Origin of the sequence: Mesorhizobium sp. M0048 (assembly GCF_040323405.1) — a bacterium.
Lineage (GTDB): Bacteria > Pseudomonadota > Alphaproteobacteria > Rhizobiales > Rhizobiaceae > Mesorhizobium.
In genome coordinates, this window is sequence record NZ_JAMYUV010000026.1 from 1 (window position 1) to 19,150 (window position 19,150).

Annotated in this window: 15 protein-coding genes and 1 pseudogene; 7 read left to right on the forward strand and 9 right to left on the reverse strand. The window is 58.3% G+C overall.

Going from position 1 to position 19,150, the window contains the following annotated elements:
- Positions 1-481 precede the first annotated feature (481 nt).
- Positions 482-1,576: an acyltransferase family protein gene (locus NKJ84_RS20460; protein WP_352507945.1), complete on the forward strand. Its 1,095-nt coding sequence runs from the start codon at positions 482-484 to the stop codon at positions 1,574-1,576.
- Between the two features lie 25 nt (positions 1,577-1,601).
- On the opposite strand, the gene NKJ84_RS20465 is transcribed toward NKJ84_RS20460, so the two are convergent.
- The 3 genes and pseudogenes from NKJ84_RS20465 to NKJ84_RS20475 form a co-directional block, all read right to left on the reverse strand.
- Positions 1,602-1,769: a hypothetical protein gene (locus tag NKJ84_RS20465; RefSeq protein WP_352507946.1), complete on the reverse strand. Its 168-nt coding sequence runs from the start codon at positions 1,767-1,769 to the stop codon at positions 1,602-1,604.
- A gap of 181 nt (positions 1,770-1,950) precedes the next feature.
- Positions 1,951-3,286, reverse strand: a pseudogene (locus tag NKJ84_RS20470) (IS1380 family transposase).
- Positions 3,287-3,596: 310 nt separating this feature from the next.
- Positions 3,597-4,256, reverse strand: coding sequence for a transposase (locus NKJ84_RS20475; protein ID WP_352507947.1), 660 nt, complete (start codon positions 4,254-4,256; stop codon positions 3,597-3,599).
- A 108-nt stretch (positions 4,257-4,364) separates the two neighbouring features.
- Here NKJ84_RS20475 and NKJ84_RS20480 point away from each other — a divergent pair, with 108 nt between their 5' ends.
- The gene (locus tag NKJ84_RS20480; RefSeq protein WP_352507948.1) at positions 4,365-4,652 is read left to right on the forward strand and encodes a hypothetical protein; all 288 of its coding nucleotides are present in this window, start codon (positions 4,365-4,367) and stop codon (positions 4,650-4,652) included.
- Between the two features lie 279 nt (positions 4,653-4,931).
- Here NKJ84_RS20480 and NKJ84_RS20485 read toward each other — a convergent pair whose 3' ends face one another.
- The 6 genes from NKJ84_RS20485 to NKJ84_RS20510 all read right to left on the reverse strand — a co-directional run bounded on the left by NKJ84_RS20485 (position 4,932) and on the right by NKJ84_RS20510 (position 12,604).
- Positions 4,932-5,645 carry a glycosyltransferase family 4 protein gene (locus NKJ84_RS20485; protein WP_352507949.1) on the reverse strand — a complete coding sequence of 238 codons (714 nt, stop codon included), beginning with the start codon at positions 5,643-5,645 and terminating at the stop codon, positions 4,932-4,934.
- Positions 5,646-6,337: 692 nt separating this feature from the next.
- Positions 6,338-7,486 carry an acyl-CoA dehydrogenase family protein gene (locus NKJ84_RS20490; RefSeq protein WP_352507950.1) on the reverse strand — a complete coding sequence of 383 codons (1,149 nt, stop codon included), beginning with the start codon at positions 7,484-7,486 and terminating at the stop codon, positions 6,338-6,340.
- Positions 7,486-9,048: an amino acid adenylation domain-containing protein gene (locus NKJ84_RS20495; protein WP_352507951.1), complete on the reverse strand. Its 1,563-nt coding sequence runs from the start codon at positions 9,046-9,048 to the stop codon at positions 7,486-7,488. Before NKJ84_RS20495 ends, NKJ84_RS20490 begins: the two co-directional genes overlap by 1 nt.
- An 8-nt stretch (positions 9,049-9,056) precedes the next feature.
- Positions 9,057-9,317, reverse strand: a complete 261-nt coding sequence (locus NKJ84_RS20500; RefSeq protein WP_029356091.1) for an acyl carrier protein — start codon at positions 9,315-9,317, stop codon at positions 9,057-9,059.
- A complete protein-coding gene (locus NKJ84_RS20505) occupies positions 9,314-11,887 on the reverse strand; it encodes an SGNH/GDSL hydrolase family protein (protein ID WP_352507952.1) in 2,574 nt (857 codons plus the stop codon). Before NKJ84_RS20505 ends, NKJ84_RS20500 begins: the two co-directional genes overlap by 4 nt.
- A 456-nt stretch (positions 11,888-12,343) precedes the next feature.
- Entirely contained in the window at positions 12,344-12,604 is a 261-nt protein-coding gene (locus NKJ84_RS20510) for a hypothetical protein (RefSeq protein WP_352508012.1), read from the reverse strand.
- On the opposite strand from NKJ84_RS20510, the gene NKJ84_RS20515 reads away from it, so the two are divergent.
- The 5 genes from NKJ84_RS20515 to NKJ84_RS20535 all read left to right on the forward strand — a co-directional run bounded on the left by NKJ84_RS20515 (position 12,524) and on the right by NKJ84_RS20535 (position 19,140).
- Positions 12,524-13,696, forward strand: a complete 1,173-nt coding sequence (locus NKJ84_RS20515) for a glycosyltransferase (RefSeq protein ID WP_352508009.1) — start codon at positions 12,524-12,526, stop codon at positions 13,694-13,696. The two genes, NKJ84_RS20510 and NKJ84_RS20515, sit on opposite strands and share 81 nt — an antisense overlap.
- Positions 13,697-13,905: 209 nt before the next feature.
- Positions 13,906-15,123 (forward strand): glycosyltransferase, encoded by a 1,218-nt coding sequence (locus NKJ84_RS20520; RefSeq protein WP_352507953.1) that lies wholly within the window; start codon positions 13,906-13,908, stop codon positions 15,121-15,123.
- Between the two features lie 52 nt (positions 15,124-15,175).
- Entirely contained in the window at positions 15,176-16,357 is a 1,182-nt protein-coding gene (locus NKJ84_RS20525; protein ID WP_352507954.1) for a hypothetical protein, read from the forward strand.
- 118 nt (positions 16,358-16,475) lie between these two features.
- Positions 16,476-17,675: a glycosyltransferase gene (locus NKJ84_RS20530; RefSeq protein ID WP_352507955.1), complete on the forward strand. Its 1,200-nt coding sequence runs from the start codon at positions 16,476-16,478 to the stop codon at positions 17,673-17,675.
- Entirely contained in the window at positions 17,611-19,140 is a 1,530-nt protein-coding gene (locus NKJ84_RS20535) for a lipopolysaccharide biosynthesis protein (protein WP_352507956.1), read from the forward strand. The genes NKJ84_RS20530 and NKJ84_RS20535 overlap by 65 nt, the downstream gene beginning before the upstream one ends.
- Positions 19,141-19,150: the final 10 nt, after the last annotated feature.

Consider the following 19,150-nt stretch of genomic DNA (forward strand, 5'->3'; position numbering starts at 1 on the left):
GTCCCAGAATCCAGCCTGGCCTCGCATCCAACGCCTCCGTGCAAATCACCAGGCGAAGTGAATCAAAATGCGGTCTCGATTGCCAGGTTTTTCGAGGTGTCCAGCTTCTCAGGCTTAGCCTGAGAAGCCCGAACCCGGTGGATCGCTCGCTGACTGTCTCGACCTTGTCGGCGTTCGCCGCACGGCAATCCCAAGGTTGATCGAACCGGCCCTGCCAAATGCCGCGGTGAGCCGCCTTGGCATTGCCTTGCTCGGCGGCGAATGTCCCATTCGAATACCGTGGCCAGTCCAATGCGAGGCCTTGTGTATTTCGGCGTGGAATAATTCCGGGCCGATTGACAGAAAGGGCGAGCCTAGGCGCAGCGCCGTCTCCCCAATAGGAGGTATGACGTCGCATGCGAGGCGTCGAAAGAGGTAATTGCCTCCGAAATCACCTCCGGTCAGACTAAATGATTGTCGCGAGCGCGAGAGCCAGGCTCTGATGCTGAACAATCTCCAGGTGCTTCGGGCTGTCGCCGCCTATGCGGTGGTTTTGTACCATGCCCAATCGTTCATCGAGCGCCTGCACCCGCTTCCCGTTCATTCACATCTGGGGGCTGCGGGTGTCGATATATTCTTCGTCATATCTGGCTTCATCATGGTTTATGCGAGCGACAGAAGCCACTGTGGCCCCGCCGCGTTCTGGCGTGACCGACTCATCCGGATATTGCCGCTATACTGGATCACCACTTTCGCGATAATAGCCGTCAGCTCTGTCGGCTTCAGTCCGTCAGGACTGCACAATTGGGACGGCTCCGACCTGCTGACATCCCTGTTCTTACTGCCGAATATACGGCTCGACGGCGTTTCGGAGCCCATACTCGTTCCGGCATGGACACTGATCTACGAGGCCTTTTTCTATTTCTTCTTCGGCCTTTTCCTGCTTTCGGGGCGAATTAGTCGGGCAACTACCATTTTGTCGGTGGCCTTTCTGTCGTTTTGGTTCATGGGCGTAGTATTCAAGCCACAATCTTTTGTGATCGAGTACTATACGAATGCCATCCTACTTGAGTTCGCGCTCGGCTGTTTGCTGGGGCTCTTATATCTGAAGTCACGGGCACTCGACCTGCCCCACGGAGCAACACTGAGTGTCCTCGCGATTGGGGTAGCCATTGCTGTGCTGATTGCCCAGGACTGGTACTTGGGCGTCGAGGTTACGCGCACCGGGGAAATCAGGCTCATGCGGCTTGGCCTACCAGCGACGGTCATCGTCGCCGGAGCGTTGATGCTTGAGCGTTCAAACCATCGGGCGTCGCATCGAGGCGCTCTCCTGCTGGGGTCTGCGAGCTACGCGACCTACCTAATCCATCCGCTGATTCTGCACGGCGTGTACTTTCTTTCGGCAAAAGTGCTTCCGGCTGGTTCCATTTTCTCAGCCACTTTTTATTTGTTCGCCGCATTTGCCGCTGTCTGCCTCTTCAGCGTTGGCCTGCATTTGTGGGTAGAGGCACCGCTCACCCGCTCTCTCAAGCAGCTGTCCCGCAGCCAGTCAGGCAGGAGAGGTATTCCAATGCCCAAAGGTGCGAGCGCTCGGTAGGACCTGTCAAGTCTTCCCGGCGATGCTACAAGACAGCCGTGCCGGTGCGGTCGGTCTCGCGCGTCATGCCAAGGTGCAGCGCGGCATCGACCTGTTCCGCGTCCTCAGAGACGCTCAGATTGTCCTGAAGGTGCTTCGGCGTGTGGGCGTAGCCTTTGGTTGTCTGGAGCGAGGTGTGCCCCCATCCATTCACCGTGAACTGCCCTCCCAACGGCGTCTAGCCCGTCCTATTCATGAGCCTTGTGGTTCGAGCGCCGCTGAGCCGTTCGGTCATGCAGGTGTGAGGCGTCTTTTTCACCGCAGCTGAGACTGGACTTTGGAACGCGCTGGAGGGTCAAGGTGTCGGGTTCGGCGGGGCTTTGATGCCCCGGCGCTCACGGTCCTGCGGGCTGCAGCGTGAGAGCGATTTGTCGGAACAGGTTGGCCTCGGGACAGGCGGCGGCGAAGGCCAGGCGGATTCGCGAGACGGTTTCGATGACGCGGGCGCCGAGCTTGAGGAGCCTGCGTGGCGAACTCGGCGTTGCTGAGATGATCGGTTGTGGGCACCGCCTCGCGCAGGGTGAGCATGAGCCAGTATGCGGCGGTGTGCAGGACGAGGCGCACCTGGTTGGCAATCGGTGAGCGACAGCTGGTGCGGTCGGAGGCAAGCTGGCTCTTGTGCATCTTGATCAGGTTTTCGGCCTGGCCGCGGGCGCAGTAGAGCACGTCGTAGACATGCGCGGCAGAGCCTTTGTCGAGATTGGTGACGACGAAGCGGATGTCGAGGCCGCGGGTGGTTGCCTCGATGCGGGCGCAGACGCGGCGTTGCGTCTTCCAGGATTTCGCCTTGTATCGGGTCTCGGCATAGCCGCGCAGCACCGGCTTTTGCTCGAGCGCGCGGCGGGTGCGGATATCGTCGGCGGCTTCATCAACGAGACGCTGGAGAACCGTGTTGCCGGGCAATCCGAAGAGGTAGTCGAGCGCATTGTTCTCGCACCAGGCCATGACCTCCGCCCGGCCATAGTGGCCGTCGCCGCGGACCAGGATGCGGGTGGCCGGCCAGCGGGCGCGGATGCGCCGGACAAGCCGGCGCAGATGCCCGCGGATCTCCTTGCCCGTCGGGGTCTTGCCAGGACGCAGGATCATGGCGACCGGACGTCCGGTCGCGGCGTCATAGATGTGGATCGGCAGGAAGCAGCGCTCGTCGTAATGGGCGTTGAAGAGCGAGAGCTGCTGATGGCCGTGAACGACATCAACCGTGTCGTCGATGTCGAGCGTCACGCTTTTGGGCGGCGCGGCATAGCTCGACAGCCACAGATCGACCAGCACCCAGCCGAGCCGGATGAGGGTGCGCAGGTCTGGCAGGTTCTCCAGGCGCGAGCAGGTCGGCTGCGAGCACAAATCAATCCCGCTGTCGGGCAGCCGCCCGCAGGCGAGCTTGAAGGCCGGGTCGGTGCGCAGTCGGTCGAGATCGTTGGCATCCTCGTAGCCGCATGCGATCGCAAAGATGCGGGCGCGCAGAATGTCGGCCATGGCGTGTGTCACCCGCTGTGGGTCGCGCGGATCGTGGATCGCAGCGGCCAACCTGTCGGCCAGTTGCAGGCGTCGCTCGGCCGCGGCCAAAAGCATGACGCCACCATCCGAGGTGATGCGTCCGCCGTCAAACGCAGCTGTGATCTTCTTGCGCCCAACGGCTGGAAATGAGAGCGGCAGCAACGTATCGTCGGTCATGGCGGGTGTGGCTCGCGAGACGTGGTGGCAGGGCTGGCTTAGACAACCGAATCCCTACGCCAAATCAATCGCTTAGGCTACATCCGCCAACCTCTCAAACGCTCCGTCGTGCATAAGAAGGCTAGAATGCGCAGTTAATGTGAGAGGCCGCTCTACGGCCTGCTACCGGTTCCATGGACACAGAGTTAAGAGTCCGTTTTGAAATTCACGGATGAGCGTTTCGGCGGATGAGATTGCCGCCCATTGCGACAAGGATCATGGCTTGCGAGGGCAGTAGCCCAAGCGCAATGCTACTATCGCTCAGAATGCGTCACGTTCTGCAACACGTGAATGAGGTACTCGCCCAGTGGGTGAGAAGGCCAATATGCAGGCACCCGCCGGGCTTAGCGTTTCCGGTCAGATCAGTCCGCCATTTGCGGATAGTTTGCCGGATGGAAGCCCTTCTGGTCGTCGGATCGACGAATGATCTCGACCACGAAGTCGAGGGCAGCGCCTTGGTGCGGCCAGCCCAGGCGACGGGGCACAGCACCATGAAGCTCAACCATCGTAGGCCGCTGGTCTTCACAAAGTGCGCATGGCTGGAGCGGACGGGATCCCGGTAGATGCCACGGGCGGTGATCTTCGCACCCCAGCGTCGCTCAATGGTGTCGTCGACGCCGATCACCACCGGCCCGGCAGGCACGAGACGGTCGACAATCAGCCACAGAAGCCGACGAGCAATGGCGCGCCCGCTCCAGCGCGCGCGGTTCAGAACCTGATGGTAGCAGGTGAAGTTCGAGGCCTCCCGGCGGCCGGTGATGCGTAGCGCCGCCGTCACGGTCCGTTTGCCAGGCGCCAGCAACGCGCCCATCAGCAAGATTAGAACATGCTCCCAGACAGGAGCCGTGAAGAAGCGGCGGAAGGGCTGCAGCCATGTTCGCAGAATATCCGGAGCGCGGTCGCCGGCGGCGGTGATGTGTGAAGATGTCATCCGCCTTGTCGAATCCGTCAGCCGACAGCGCGCAACACCGTCGGGTGCGGCATTTCGATTCACCCCCACCCCTGCGACGGGCGAGGCACCGCACTATATGGTCGCGCCATGCCAGGCCAGGACGACATCATCGCTCGCATCGAACGCTTCAACGAAAGCCGGGGCGGCGGCGTGGTCGTCGAGCGCCGCAAAGGCGGTTACACGCTCTTGCTCGAGGAAACGGGCGCCCCTATCGCACGTCTCAAGCCCGTCGACCAAGGCGGTCGCATGCGCGTCCTGTACTGGTCCTATCGGGAGCGCTGGGATGATGTCGGGCCGTTCGGCGGCATCATCCTGCCCCTCGACAAAGCCCTCGAATTCGTCGCGCGCGAGCCTCTCTTCTGGAACTGGGCCTGAACGCGAAAAGCCGCAACGCCTGACCCCAATTTTGGGCAAAGTCGAGCTAAGGCTCAGAAGCGGCATGGATAGGCAATCCATCGTCCGGGATTGAACCGATAGTTTTGATTTTGATGCTCGAGCGCTCCCGCGCCAGTGAGTATATAGAGCCCCAAAATTCGGGGTCGCGCCGGTTCAGTCGCCGGATCTTTATGAGCGCATGATTTCTTCTGGCGCGGGAAGTGGATTAGGATAACCTGCTGACGGCGCGGCCGCCTTCAATAAGAAAAACTGTGCAGCCTATAAGCTTCGGCTCGACGACATCCGGTTCTCGATTTCCTTTAGGATGTTGGTTGCGCGTGCGATGCGGCTATACCTGGCCAGAAAGTCTGCCTTCGCCTGCTGACCGATCTGATCCCGAAGCGCCTTGTTTTCGCGCAGGCGCTGAAGAGCTTTGACCCAGTCGGACGGGTTGTCTGGCGACACCAGAACGCTGTTGACGCTATCCCTCAAAACTTCTCGGATAACTGACAGGTCGGAGGACACTATGGGTTTGCCATGCGCCATATATTCGAAGAGCTTGAGCGGCGACATTCCCTCAGCGATATTTCGACCGCCGCCCTGGCCCTCTACATCTCTAAGATAGGGCGCGAGTACAACGTCCATTTCGGCCAAGTAGGCACATGTCGCGGCGTGAGGAACGTAGCCGTGAAACACTGTGTTCGGGCATTTGGCCAGCTTCGATGTCCAATACTCTATATCGCCTGGTGTTCCCCCGACGATGTGAAATGTCGCCCAGCCGCATCGAGGCGCAATAGCGCTTATTATCTCCATGACTTTTCCCTTATACAGATGTCCGACATAACCAACCTTGAACGTGCCGCTGAGGCTGCATGGCTCGACATTCGGCAGAACAAGATCCGCGCCATTGGGCGCGATGAAAAATTTTGCCGCATATTGGGGAAAGAGGCAGATGCTGTCGTCCCGCAGACGTTGCGACGTGACGACCAGCATACGGAATGCCTCTAGGCCTATCAGTTTGGCAAGGCGCTGACGCTGACGTCTGCTCAAACTGCCAATCGGGTCGTGAAGCTCAAAAACGGTCGTGAAACCCGAAAAGTCCGGCAGAAACAAGCGCTACAGTAGCCGAGCGTGTAAAGACGACATGCGGCCGCAGCCAGACCGCTGCAAGAAGCGCCAACACAGCAAAAAAAGCTCCCGGCCGGGCACAGGCCAAAAGGGTACGGGGAGAACGCGGAATGGGAACTCGGTACCGAATCCGTATTCGCGCGCGATCTTCTTATAATGATCCCGTGTATTCATGGAGGCGCGTGGAAGCAATAGTAGGACCTCCGCTCCGGCAACCCGAAATGCATGGCACATCTTTGCGACTTGTACCGCATTGGCGGCCGGCGCCGGGACGTGCGCAGAATGTATTAGAGAAGCCGCATCCACAAAGCCTATCTTTCACGCGTCGCGGCTGGTCTGGTTCTTCGCCTCTGAGCCGCAAATTCGGAGACCGCGGCCCGGGCAGACGCACCCAAGTCGAACGACAAAAGCGCCCTCCGCCGTGGTGGCACCGTGAGTTGTGATAGTACCACTCTCCGGTTGCCTCACCAAAATCGAGCGCCCTTTTTCGCGAACTGGGGGCAGGCCCAGCGACAGCACACGCCGCCCTTCACGGACAGGTTCTGACCACAGCGTCATCAAAGCCCCAGCCAGCCAGCAATAATGTTGCGCTGTATCTCAGAAGTTCCGGAATAGAGTTTGCTGCCGATGGCATCACGCACGGCACGTTCGACGTCGAATTCGCTCAAGAAACCATAGCCGCCGAAGACCTGGACGACATCGAGCGTGGTGCGAACTAGCGATTCGCTCACAAAGAGCTTCGAAACGGCGGCGTCGAGTGATACGGACTGGGAGCGCTCAAGGCCCCACGCCGCCTTGTAGACGAGCAATCGGGCCGCCTCCACCTGCATCTTCATGTCGGCAATCTTATGGGCGACCGCCTGGTGCTTGGAGATGGCCTGGCCGGACTGACGTCGGGTGCGCGTATAGGCGACTGCCTTTTCCAGAAGCCGCTCCATGGTGCCCACATGACTGGCGAATAGGCACGCCCGCTCCCAGTCCATGCTATGAGCGAACAGCCTGGAGCCGCCGCCCACTCCACCGAGAACAGCGTCCTTCGAAACAAATACGTCCTCGAAGACAAGCTCCCCGATCGGAGACGTCCGCAGTCCCATTTTTTCGAACTTTTGCGCGACCAGATAGCCGGACAGCGCGCGGTCCACGAGGAAGCTCGTGATGCCGCCGAAATACCCCTTGGCGCGGTCAGTGACAGCAAAGACGACGGCAACATCTGCCACCGGCCCGTTGCTCACGAAGGTCTTCGTGCCGTTGATTAGAAAGCCGTCGCCATGAGGCTCCGCCCGGGTTTGCATCGCAAATGCATCGGAGCCCGACTCCGGTTCGCTCATCGCATTGGCTGCTATCAAAGTGCCATCACAGAGCCCCGGAAGATATCGATTCTTCTGCTCTTCAGTGCCGAACTTCCAAATCGGCACCACGCAGGCCAGAAGGTGGGCGCAGATCGAGAAGACCAAGCCGGAATCCTCGCAGCCATAGCCAAGCGCATCGATTGCAATGGCCGTGGACAGGGAATCGAGACCGGGTCCCCCGTAGGCCTGGGGGACTGGCAGGCCGGTCAGGCCCATCTGCGCGCAAGCCCCCCACAACTCGCGCTGGAATACCTGGTCTCGGTCGCGCTGCCTGACATCCTTATTGAGCTTATCTTGCGCGAAGCGAAGGATCTGGCCACGCAGGATACGCTGCTCCTCGTTCAGCGCGAAATCCACTACTCCATCCTCATCAGATGCTGGTAGTCGATTTTATCTGTCGATGTCTTGGGAAGTAACTGCTGATGCGAGAACCAGTCCGGGGCCATGTAGGCCGGCAAGTTGTGGGCGCAGAACCGCTTCAACTCGATGAGCGACAGCGCATGGCCGTCGCGCGAGGCATAGAACACCTTTATGGAGACGCCCGACTCCTCCGAGCGAGCGATCGCCGCCACCTCGGAGATCGCTGGATGGCGATAGAGCGCAGTCTCGATCTCGCCGAGTTCGATCCGATATCCCCGTCTCTTCACCATCCGGTCGCGTCGACCGCGGAAGGTGTAGACTCCGCCATCGCCTTCGATCACTACATCGCCGGTACGGTACCAGCGACCGCTTGAATCGACATGAAAAGCGGCGCTTGTTCGCTCAGGCATGTTCCAATAGCCCAGCATCACGGGAGCACCGCTGATTGCGAGCTCGCCTTCCTGGCCTCGCGGCACGTTGCGACCATTCGCATCGATCACGCGTGCCTTAACATGCGAGCAGGCGCGCCCGATCGGAAACGGTGCCGAGCGGTCTTCGGCGATCGTCTGCGGGATTTCGTAGTAGGTACAGACGTTGGTTTCGGTTGGGCCATAGAGATTCAGGTAGCGCGCGCGTGGGACCACAGCCTTTAGCCTGCGCAGATGCTTGACCGGAAAAACCTCGCCGGCAAATAGAATGCACCGAAGAGCGTGGTCGTCGCGAGCATCAAGGCTGCCGTGCTCGACCAGAAGCGTGAGTACGGAGGGCGTGGAATACCAGACGGTCAACCGCCGCTCGGCGATAACCGACGCCATCCGGGTCGGATTCTTGCCGAGCTCCTCACCGATGAGGAATACGGTCGCGCCGTGCTTCAGCGGTACGAAGATGTCGAGAATAGATAGGTCGAAGTGGAAAGGCGCATGAGAGGAGAAGCGGTCGTTCTCGTCAGGGGCGAGGATATCGGAACACCAGTCCACGTAGCTCGAGCCATTACGATGCGTCAGCATCACGCCCTTCGGCTGGCCGGTCGAGCCCGAAGTGTAAAGCACGTAAGCGAGGTTGTCCGGCCCCGGCCGCGCCGATTCGTCCTCCACCGCCAAGCCGCCGGCCTCTACGCGAGCCAGGTACGTCGCGAGCGGCGAGGGACCGTCGGACCAGTCGAGCGGTAAGAGACAAGGTTCCGCAGCCAAGCGCGCCAACTCACAGCGCAAAGTTTCGGCTCGGGACGCCTCCACGAAAATCGCGCGCACGCCGCAGTCGTTAAATATGAACGCGTTACGCGCAGGCGGTGCCAGAGAGTCGACAGGCACATAGGCCGCGCCCACCTTTAAGATGCCGAACAGAACAGCGAGCGAGGCGATCGATTTTGGAAGGCAAATGCCGACGCGGTCCGCCGGCCGGACGCCGATCCGACGCAGATGGTCGCGGACTTGGTCCGACAGCGCGTCGAGCTCGCCGTAGGTGATCTGCCGCCCAGAGCTCGCCTCGACAGCGGCGCATGTCTGGGGATACCGCCTCGCGCTCTGTTCCAGATACTCGTGTAAGGCAGCGACCGTCATGGCGAGCTCTATGTGGACGCCTGCTTCGACTGGACGAAATTGGCAATTTGGGCGATCGAGTTCAGGTTCTCCGGCACGAGTTCGTCAGGGGCGATTTCGATACCGCAGGATTTTTCCAGGTAGGCAACGAGCTTAAGCGTCGCCAACGAGTCGAGAATGCCGTCAGTTATCAGCTCCGTTGAATCCGTCAGATTCTCCGGCCTTTCACCGGGCAGAAATTCCTTCAATATGAAATCCTTGGCCATCGTCCTGATCTGGATCGCGTTCATTGTTCCTCCTCTTGTGGAGCAACCGCAAGGTTCAGGGGAATGAGATCCTGGTGTTGCCGCAGCACCTCGTAAAGCTTGTCGGCGATGAGCCGATGGCCGGCGGCGTTTGGGTGATCATCCCAAGGTGCCACAACAAGGGTCCGCCAGTCATACCCGTCATACACACCGGAAAGATCGAGAACGTTGAATCCAGCCCCGGCAGCGAGGCGCCTCTCCAGCTCGGGACTGATCTTCTCGTTGGGTCTGGGCAGATAGATCCAAAAGACCTCGACACCTTCTCGCTTCGCTGTTTCCATCATTCGAGAATAGATCGCATGCAGAAGTCTCTCCCCGTAGGGCGTGAGCTTTCTTTTAAGCACCTCGGAGTCAGCCCTGTGATCTATCCCGCTCTCGCGTACAATGTCGCGCACGAAGTCGTAGCGATATGCGGAGCCATTCTGGATTGCTTGCACGAGATTCTCTAGCATTCGTGGAACAAGCGCGCTGTGCTCGAAGTAAAAGATGAACTTTGGTTTGAATGCGAGCACCCGATCCTCGATTATGGCGAGCATGTCCAGAGAAGAATAACCCCCGACGGCAAAGTTCAGCACCTCGTAGTGTCGATACCCGCTGTCGGCCGCCTGCTCATTCAGCCGCCGCTCCAACAAGCCCTCGAAAATCTCCCCATCCGCGACGCCCGCGCCGAAGACGTGCGAAGCGCCGACGATTGCGATTCGTAGGGTGCCGGGAGAAGGAATCTTTTCGTAGTCTTGATCTCGCATACCCCAGCGGTTGATATGGACCTGCGTTCCCTTAAAGTCCGCTTGGGAGAGTGGACGCAGATAGGTCGTGGGAAGCGCTCCCGTGAACTCAATCAGCTCCGTCTCGCTTAAACTGTCCCATACGTTCCCTTGTTGGCCATAAACAATCCACAGTTCTGGGTTAAATGCGCCGACATTGACGAGGTTCTCGTAGTAGCCGCGCTCCAGGTTCGCACTATCGCGGGTATTTAGGTTCGGCATTCTAATGTCGGCCATTGCGGTACTGACCGTCTCGCCGAGGCGATCGCGAACCCCGGGGAGCGCGATGCAAACCGCGATCAATCCGCTGACACCGACCGACGCAACCGACCGCCGGAAACTGTACTGGCGGTCGGCGGCGCCACGCGCGAGCGCAAGGGCAGGAATGCCAATGATAGCTGCCACCGTGACCAGCACGAGGGCAGGCGTCGTGTTGCCAGGGCCTTCCACGCCCACGGTGTCGAAGACCGAGAACCATTGCGGGACCGAGCTCGCGCTCCAAAACGACCAAAGGAGCGAGATGACGATGAAAACGCCGATGGTCCGGCCCGCAGTTTGCAGCGCACCGTTCCAGCTTAGTGCCCCGCCACGCAGGCGCCGCGTGCGACCGTGCCGCATTTCATAGTGGGCGTTGATCGTCACAAGCACGGCCAGGATCATCCAGAAGAGGAAGTCGTTCCAGGTGAATACCCAGGTGCCACGTAACCAGAACCACTGATAGTTGTGCAGCAGCCAAGTCGCGAGGAACGCGAGGAGGGTCGCGCTGACCAGCGCTACGCTCTCTCCCCAGCGTCGAAAACGAAAATACAACGGATAGTATACAATTTTCATTATGAAGTCCTTCCAGTATATATTTATTCGACGCCAGAAATCTGTGAAACTTGAGGAAAGAAAGTACAGATTGTGGGTTTCTGGAAGGTTGAATCCAAATAAATGCAAAATCCCGGTGATTATGTGAAAAGTTCCTGAAACCTTCAGATAAAGTAAAAATGGCCATATGATAAATTGCAAAAGCTCAATCTGGTTGTGTACGTCCGCAGCATCGATCACAAACCGCTGGTACACGATACGGTAGCATATTAAATGGATAGCGCCGCGAAACATCCACTGAACACCTGTTTGATAGATATAATGCCGGTCAGCATTGTAGTAGCTGCTACGGAAAGTTCTAAAATCTACGACCGGAAAGAGCGGGAAGCACACGTTCGGCAACATGAAAAAATACGCGAGACGTTCCGAAACCGTCGCCATCCTCTGGTCACGCCGCATTTCGTACGCATAGACAATGAGACGGAACATGAACATGGAAGCGAGCACGGGCCAGACGGCGCGCGTCCACGGGGTCACAATCCAGTCCATTCGTGCGGCGGCGAGCCCGCAGCCGGCGCCAACCAACGCCAGCACTCTCCATCCAAAAGCGATCGGTAGGTGGACAATTCCGATCAGTACGAGCCCAATGGCGACGATCCAGGCGGCATCGATGAGGCCCTCAAATCTCCAGTGGTGCCAGTTGGGCCCAAGGTTCGCGAAAACCGCGGCGATAGCCGCGAACGAGAGCAGCACGAAAAACGGCAGCCGGTAACGCTGTGGCAGGAAGTAGTGCACGCACCAGCCGGCGAGGGCAACGAGTAGGACGCGGACAAGCGCAGTAGTCTCGAGCCTAAGGAGATAGACCAGCGCGATGAAGAGGGCCAGCTCGCCGGCTATGGCGAACCAAGCCAGGATGCTTCTCGACTCAGTCCCCGTAGGATCCGCCGACCAGGGAAGGGACAATGTCTTGATCGAATGCACGCTCGCGCGCCTCAACCGGCTGGCAGCGGAGGACATCGACAAGAAGTCGCTTTGGGGCACGAGTAAGATCCGCAATCTGCTGGTGAACCGCCCTCTGCCATGGCTTCTGTCCCCTTGATAGGCTAAGGCGCCCAGGTCCCTTAAAGCGTTGCCATGACTAGTCCTTTGGACCCAGTCCGATTCCGCGCAAACGCAAAAGTATTAGCACGTAACATATCACAGAATAATCGCTCCGCTGTGCCCGGGGTAACAGCGACACGTCTCTGAGACGTTTAAATCCAACAAGCTAAATCTGATCTGAGACGTTTAAATCCAACAAGCTAAATCTGATCTGACCGACTGGAAGCCGTTGGGATAACCCTCCTATGGACGGCACGTGCCACGACCCAAAAGGACAAGGGGTAATCCCAGGATTCGGGGTTCGTCTCCATACGGCACCCACCGAGGTGTGGCATGTCACCCCAATGCAGTAGCACCGATATCGGGACGCATGAGACCGAAAGTGCGGCTCGGCTTGGGAACGCAGCCACCGGATGGATTCGGCGCGATCGGTGCGGCGATATGAGAGCACAGGCTGCGGAAGGCAAGATTGACCAGGGGCATCGACTGCGTATCGCTCATGTCATCACCCGTCTCATCAACGGCGGTGCTGATGAGAATACCGTCCATTCCTGCAATTGGGCCGCGCAAGGAGGACATGATGTTGTCCTGCTGCATGGCGAGGCCGTCCACCCGGAAATTGTAGCTAAAGTGGACCCGCGGGTGGAACTCATTGGCGTCCCGGGCTTGACCCGATCCATTTCGCCTGTCTCCGACGTGAAGGCATTGTTGGCGCTCACCCGGAGATTCCGCACCTTGAATGCCGACATCGTGCATACGCACACCAGCAAGGCAGGCATTCTCGGGCGTCTCGCCGCATGGGCGGCGGGAGTTCCAGCGATCGTTCATGGCGTGCATATCGTGCCTTTTATCAATGTCGGCGTCGCCGAGCGGTTTGTGTATCTCGCCTTGGAAAAGCTGGCAGCGCCAGTCACCAGTGCGTTCATCAGCGTGAGCGAGGGCATCCGTGACTTGTGCTTGAGCGCAGGAGTCGGACATCCAGACAACCATTATGTCGTCCGTTCCGGATTCGATCTCGATCGTTTTCACAACGCCGGTCCGCCCGACGATTGGCGCGATTTGTTGCGCTTGACGCCGGGCGCGCCGCGCCCGCCTGTGCTCTTGATGATCGCGGCATTCGAGCCACGCAAGCGACACGCGGAATTTCTGGACGTTTTCAAGAAAGTCGCCGTCCGCTTACCCGACGCGGTGCTTGTGCTCGCGGGCGACGGGCCGCTTCACTCGATCGTCGAATCGCGCGCCAAGTGGCTTGGGCTCGAGCGCCAAGTGGTCTTTACGGGTTATCGGGACGACCCCGAGCGGCTGATCGCGCTCGCGGATCTCTGCCTGCTCTGTTCCATGCGGGAGGGATTGCCCCGCGTGGTCATGCAATATCTCGCCGGCGGCAAGCCATGCGTCGCTTGCGATCTGCCAGGTCTTCGCGAAGTGCTCCGCCCTGGTATCAACGGTGTGATTACACCCGCGGACGATTTGGCAGCCATGGCCGACGCCATTGCCGCCGTCCTGGAGGATCGTGAAAGACTGGCTTGCCTCGCCCAAGGGGCCGCGGCGACGGATCTTTCGAACTGGGACGTCAAGCTGATGGGCAAGCGCATCGATGCCATTTACCGCGAGGCTCTTGACCAGCATCGGGCAAGCAGGGGAGTGTCAACAAGGCCTCCTGTCCGAAATGTGACGCTTCCGCGATGAACGGGTGTGACCTATGCGTTTGACAGTGATCGGGCAGGTTGTCGGATTGGTTAGCGATGCATGCTTTACCGATTTCGGGTGCGTCGATCTGGACGATAAGAGGATCGATGCGCTGAAAGGTGGTGAGATGCCAACAAAGTCATCTTCTCTTGCACATGGGACGGGGGGTGGCCGCCAGTGGCTCCAGGAACGCTATCCGGCGGATTGATATGATTGTAACAGAAATTGTCTCTGCTCATCCGATGAAGCCCCCCCAAGCCGAAGCTCTTCCGAGCATACGTATTCTGCTCGTGCTCCCAACCTATTTTCCTGAGTCATATGGCGGTGCCGAACAACAGACGCGCCGATTTGCTCGGGTGCTGGTTGAAAGGGGCGTTTCCGCAACCATTATGGCACCCAGATTGTCGCACTCGACGCCGAAACGGTCCGTCATCGACGGGGTGCCCATCCAGCGCCTTCGTTTGCGCGCGGCGCCGAATTTAGGCGGGCGGCATATGCTGTCGTTCTTGTCGTGGTGTGTCCAGGTTGTAATCTGGATGCTGCGCCGTCGCGACGAATTCGATGTCGTACATATCATCCATGCCCGACTTCACGCTGTTCCGGCGGCATTGGCAGGAGCCCTCCTGCGCAAACCGGTTCTCGCAAAATTGGGCCGGGGCGGACGGTGTTTCGATCTCGACGTTGTACGCGAAAAGAAAATCATTGGTCGCTGGGCGTCCGCCTTGATTAAACGTCACGTCACGGCCTTCATCGCCAATAGCCGCCAAATCGCTGGTGATCTGAAGAGACATGGCATCGGCGCGGATCGCATTCATATGATTCCGAATGGGATCGATCTGCCCCGCAAGTCGCGCCGCGAGCCGAGCGCCGATGGCAGCCGACGCTTTATCTGCCTTGGCCGTCTCGATCCGGAAAAATGCCTCGAGCACATGATCGATGCGTTCGCGGCACTTCCCGCCGACGCAAAGGCGCAACTCACCATCCTGGGCGATGGTCAGTGCCGTGTCACTCTCGAGGAACAGGCTGCCCGGTTGGGCCTTTCCGGCAGGGTCACATTCGCCGGCGCGGTCGAAGATGTCTTTCCCTTTCTGTGGCGGGCTGATTTCTATCTTTCCACCTCGGCGTCGGAAGGCATGTCAAACGCCCTGCTCGAGGCCATGAGCTGCGGGGTGGTCCCGATTATCACCGATGTCAGCGGTGCATCCGACATTGTAGAGCACGAGCGCAGCGGCTTTTTGGCTCGCTCGCATGCGGAGTATTGCGGACTGTTTCTTCGCGCGCTCAACCTATCGGAAGCCGAACGTGATGAGATGGCGCGCCGCGCAGTACAAACTGTCGCTGCGCGATTCAGCATGGAAAGCGTCGCAACACGGCAAATGAGTCTCATCGCCACGCTTATGCAGAAAGCTTTGCGATGCGCCCGCTGAAGCTTGCTTGCGAGATATTGTGGCGGACTCTCACGGCTTATGTCCGCATTGCTTGCTTCGTTTTTTCTCGAACCTGCGGGTAAAAGATAATATGAGGCTCATCCTTCATATCGGCACGCATAAAACGGGAACCACGGCGCTACAGCATTTCCTTTCCGCAAACAGGAAAAGGCTGAACGACTCTGGCATATGCTACGCCTCGCCAGCCCATGAGTTTGATATCAACAGCATTGCCAATGCACTTTTGATAGATGGACAAGAGAAATTCCGACAGTTCATTCTTGAGAATTTGAGAAAGGCAGAGCGAAACGGAGCTACCACAATCATCGCAAGCTCCGAGAATTTTTATGCTATGGTGCGGTACCTGACGCGCTTTAAAGCTGAGAAAACGAGCGCGGAGGCCCTTGCAAAAGAGCGCAGTCTCATCGAGCGCCTGCGCGCCGCCATTCCGACCGAAGTAGAATGCCACATACTATGCTACGTACGAAGGCCAGATCATTATCTTGAATCTCTGTACAATCAAAATGTAAAGAAGGTGGCTCTGCTTACCAGCGATATTGGCGACTTTCTCCACATGATTGATGACATGCTGGACTATCATCTTTACCTATCCATTTGGCGCGATGTCTTTGGGAGCAGCGCCTGCTCGGTACGCGCTTACGAAGCGGCCTTGCCCAATCTGATCGACGATTTTGTGAGACATGTTCTCAATATTGAGGATATCTCGTCTTTCACTCGGCCGAATCTTCGTGCCAATGAGAGGCTAAGCCGAGATGTCCTGGAATATATGCGGCTTAGAAAGCAACATATTCGTTATTCCGAGCGCAAATTGGAGCGTGGGATATTTGCATTGGTAGACAAGAGAATAACAAGCCCCAACAACAATCACGAATATCTCTCGCCCGATGACAGAGCCGCGCTCCTTTCGAAGCTGGAACCCTCCATGGAGCGCCTACGAACGGAATTCAATCTGCCGCTCTTTCCGAGCTTCAACCTCGAAGCGGCTAGGGCGTTCTGGCATCCTTATCCGGGACTTTCGCTCGAAAAGAAGCGAGAGATCGACTTCCACTACGACGCCGTTCAACGCCAGGTCGGCTTCCGTCTGGAACGCCTTCTCATACGGGCGGCGTCGTTGGCGCGCAGGCGGCTGCCATTTCTCTCATGGCCTCTCGATTTTGCGCGCGCCAGCGGAATACGCCGATTGCTGCTGGAGGCGGCAAGCCGGTTTCAGTGAACCAGTGCTGCCTTTATGTCGCGATGCTTAGCTGGGGGGGTGCCTGTCCGTCGGCATAAAGACTTAGGTTAATGAAGCGATGACAGCAGGACGGCAACGGTGATTTGGGGCCTAAGCAATGAGTAATTTGAAGCTTGTCTATGCGCATCCCGTGCCTATTCCGGGCCAGGCGGCAAATACCGTGCAGGTCGTGAAGGCATGCAGCGCGTTTCAAGCAATCGGCTGCAGAACCGTTCTTGCAATTCCCCTTGATCGACCCGGCACGAACAAGTGGAGCGAAATCAGGAAGGCCTACAATCCAGAGCGGCGTGTTGGTTTGTGGTGCATACCATTCGACCATATTCCAGCCCAACAGCTTGTCTTTGGCGGTGCCGTGTCGTTGCTCGCATGGCTGACGGCGCGCGATGCCGTGATCACACGGTCGATCTCCATTGCCAGGGTTACGGCTGCAGCGGGCATGCCAACGGTGCTGGAGTTGCACAGCCCGGTTGAAGCCGAGCGCCAAGCTGTCATCAAGCGCTTCAACATGCTGGCGAAGTCGAAAAACCTTCTTTCGCTCGTCGTCATCAGCGAAGCGTTGAGGAAACACCTTGAAAGCCGGTGGCCCGAGCTGTCAGGTCGTATCCTGTCCACGCCGCTCGGCGGCGATCTCGTTACTGAGCCGGAGCAAGGCGCGATTCCGCTCTGCGGGGATTTCAATGTTGGATATGCGGGGCAACTCTATCCAGGAAAAGGAATGGAAGTCATACTTCCTCTTGCGCAAGCCTGCCCTTGGGCTACCTTTCATATCGTCGGTGGGGCACAGGATGACATCGACCAGTGGCGGGCTCGGGCAGAATCAGCGAGAAATATCATCTTTCACGGATATGTGCCGCATGCCCGGATCCCGTCCTTCCTTGCGGCTTTCGACGTGGCGCTCGCGCCCTATCAGCGGGTTGTACGAGGCGTCGGCAATAATGCTACGAACCTGGCCGACTGGATGTCGCCACTGAAGGCATTCGAATACATGGCGCATGGAAAAGCCATCCTCAGCAGCGATCTTCCGGTTTTGCGAGAAATATTCACCGGTGGCGAAACCGCACTTCTTTGCTCCCCGGATGATGTTACGGACTGGACTCGGGCGCTGACCCAATTGCGCGACAATACCGAGTTGCGGACGCGGCTTGGCGAGAATGCGAGACGGCGAATGCAGCGCGAATTCACCCGCGAGGCGTGGGCGAGAAAAATAGCCCACGATATTGGATCGCGTTTGCATGCACGGAAACGCCGCAGGCCAACTGGACAGTCTGGAGCAAGTCGATTTGGATCAAACAACTGAACATAGGGAGCTGACACGGAGCGCGGCCAGGGGCCTCTCGTGGTCTGGTGCCACATTGCTGGCCCAGACCATATTGAACATCTTTGTCACGGCTGTCCTTGCTCGCCTGCTTTCTCCTCAGGAATATGGTGTCGTTGGCGCCGCGCTTATCGTGGGGGCCTTCGGCAACACAATCGCCAATCTCGGCATGTCGCAAGTCGTGGTCCAGCGGAAGGATCTCGATAGGCGCCATATGGGAACCATCTCATTCCTGTCTCTGCTGATCGCCACCTGCCTTGCTGTGCTTCAGTGGCTGCTTGCAGGTCAGATCGCCGATTTCCTTCATGTGTCGGAATTGGTCCTCGTTTCGCGCATCCTTGCGGTGATGATGGTCGCGAACGCGTTCAATCTGACCGCCGAGGCCATTTTGTCGCGACACCTGAGATTCAAAATATCCTCCATAGCGAGGCTGGTCGCTTGGATTGCTTCCCACGTCGGCCTAGCCATTCCGCTTGCCTATTTCGGACTGAGCTATTGGGCCTTGGTGGTCGCGTACATGGCCGAGGCGCTCATCTTGGCCAGCATCTACCTCTTCATTGCCAGGGACTATCTCGTGAGTCCTCGTTTCGACATGCAGTCCTACCGCGATATCCGCAGCCAGAGCCTGGGCTATTCGCTGGCCGGTATATCGAGCTTCACCGCCAAATATATCGACAATGTTATTGTCGCGCGCTTGATCGGTACCGGAGAGCTTGGCATTTACTCGCGCGCGTTTTATCTGATCGCGATGCCGGCAAATCTGTTCGGCAATCTGAACAAGAGTGTGGTTTTCCCGCTCCTATCGAAGGTTCATCATGATAAGGCGAGGCTCCGCACCGCTCAGCTCAAGGGTTATGCGTTGACGGCGGCGCTTGCCCTACCGACTAGCGCGTTTTTATGCTGTTTTGCGAACGAGCTGGTCCTGACAGTCCTCGGTCAGAAATGGATCGACGCCGTCGCTCCTGTTGTCGCATTCTCTGCAGTAATTTATTTCCGTGTCGGTTACAAAGTATGCGCAGCCGTGATGCTTGCGACAGGCCGCAGTTACCGAATGGCCTCCATGCAAATCACTTACATGGCCCTTGTCGCTTCATTCGCATTCTTCTCGGCGCCCTACGGCGTGAACGCGGTGGCGTTTGCAGTGTCCGGCGCCATTGTGACGAGTTTTATCCTTTATGCGGCGGTCAGTTGTCGGATGACAGGATTATCAGCTCTGGATTTCGTACTCGTCCATGTACCGCCTGTCGCATTCGCCGCTGTGGTCTTCGCCACTGGCTCCGCGGTCAAAATGCTGCTTGCCGGATCGCCCGAGTATCTTGTGCTCGCGACCGGGCTTCTCGTTGTAGGTACATTGTCCGTTGTCACTCTCTATCTGAGAGCCTCACTCCTCTTCGGGAAATATGGGCGGGAAGTCCTGCAAAGCATAACACCCAGGAAGCTGAAATAGACGCTGCGCT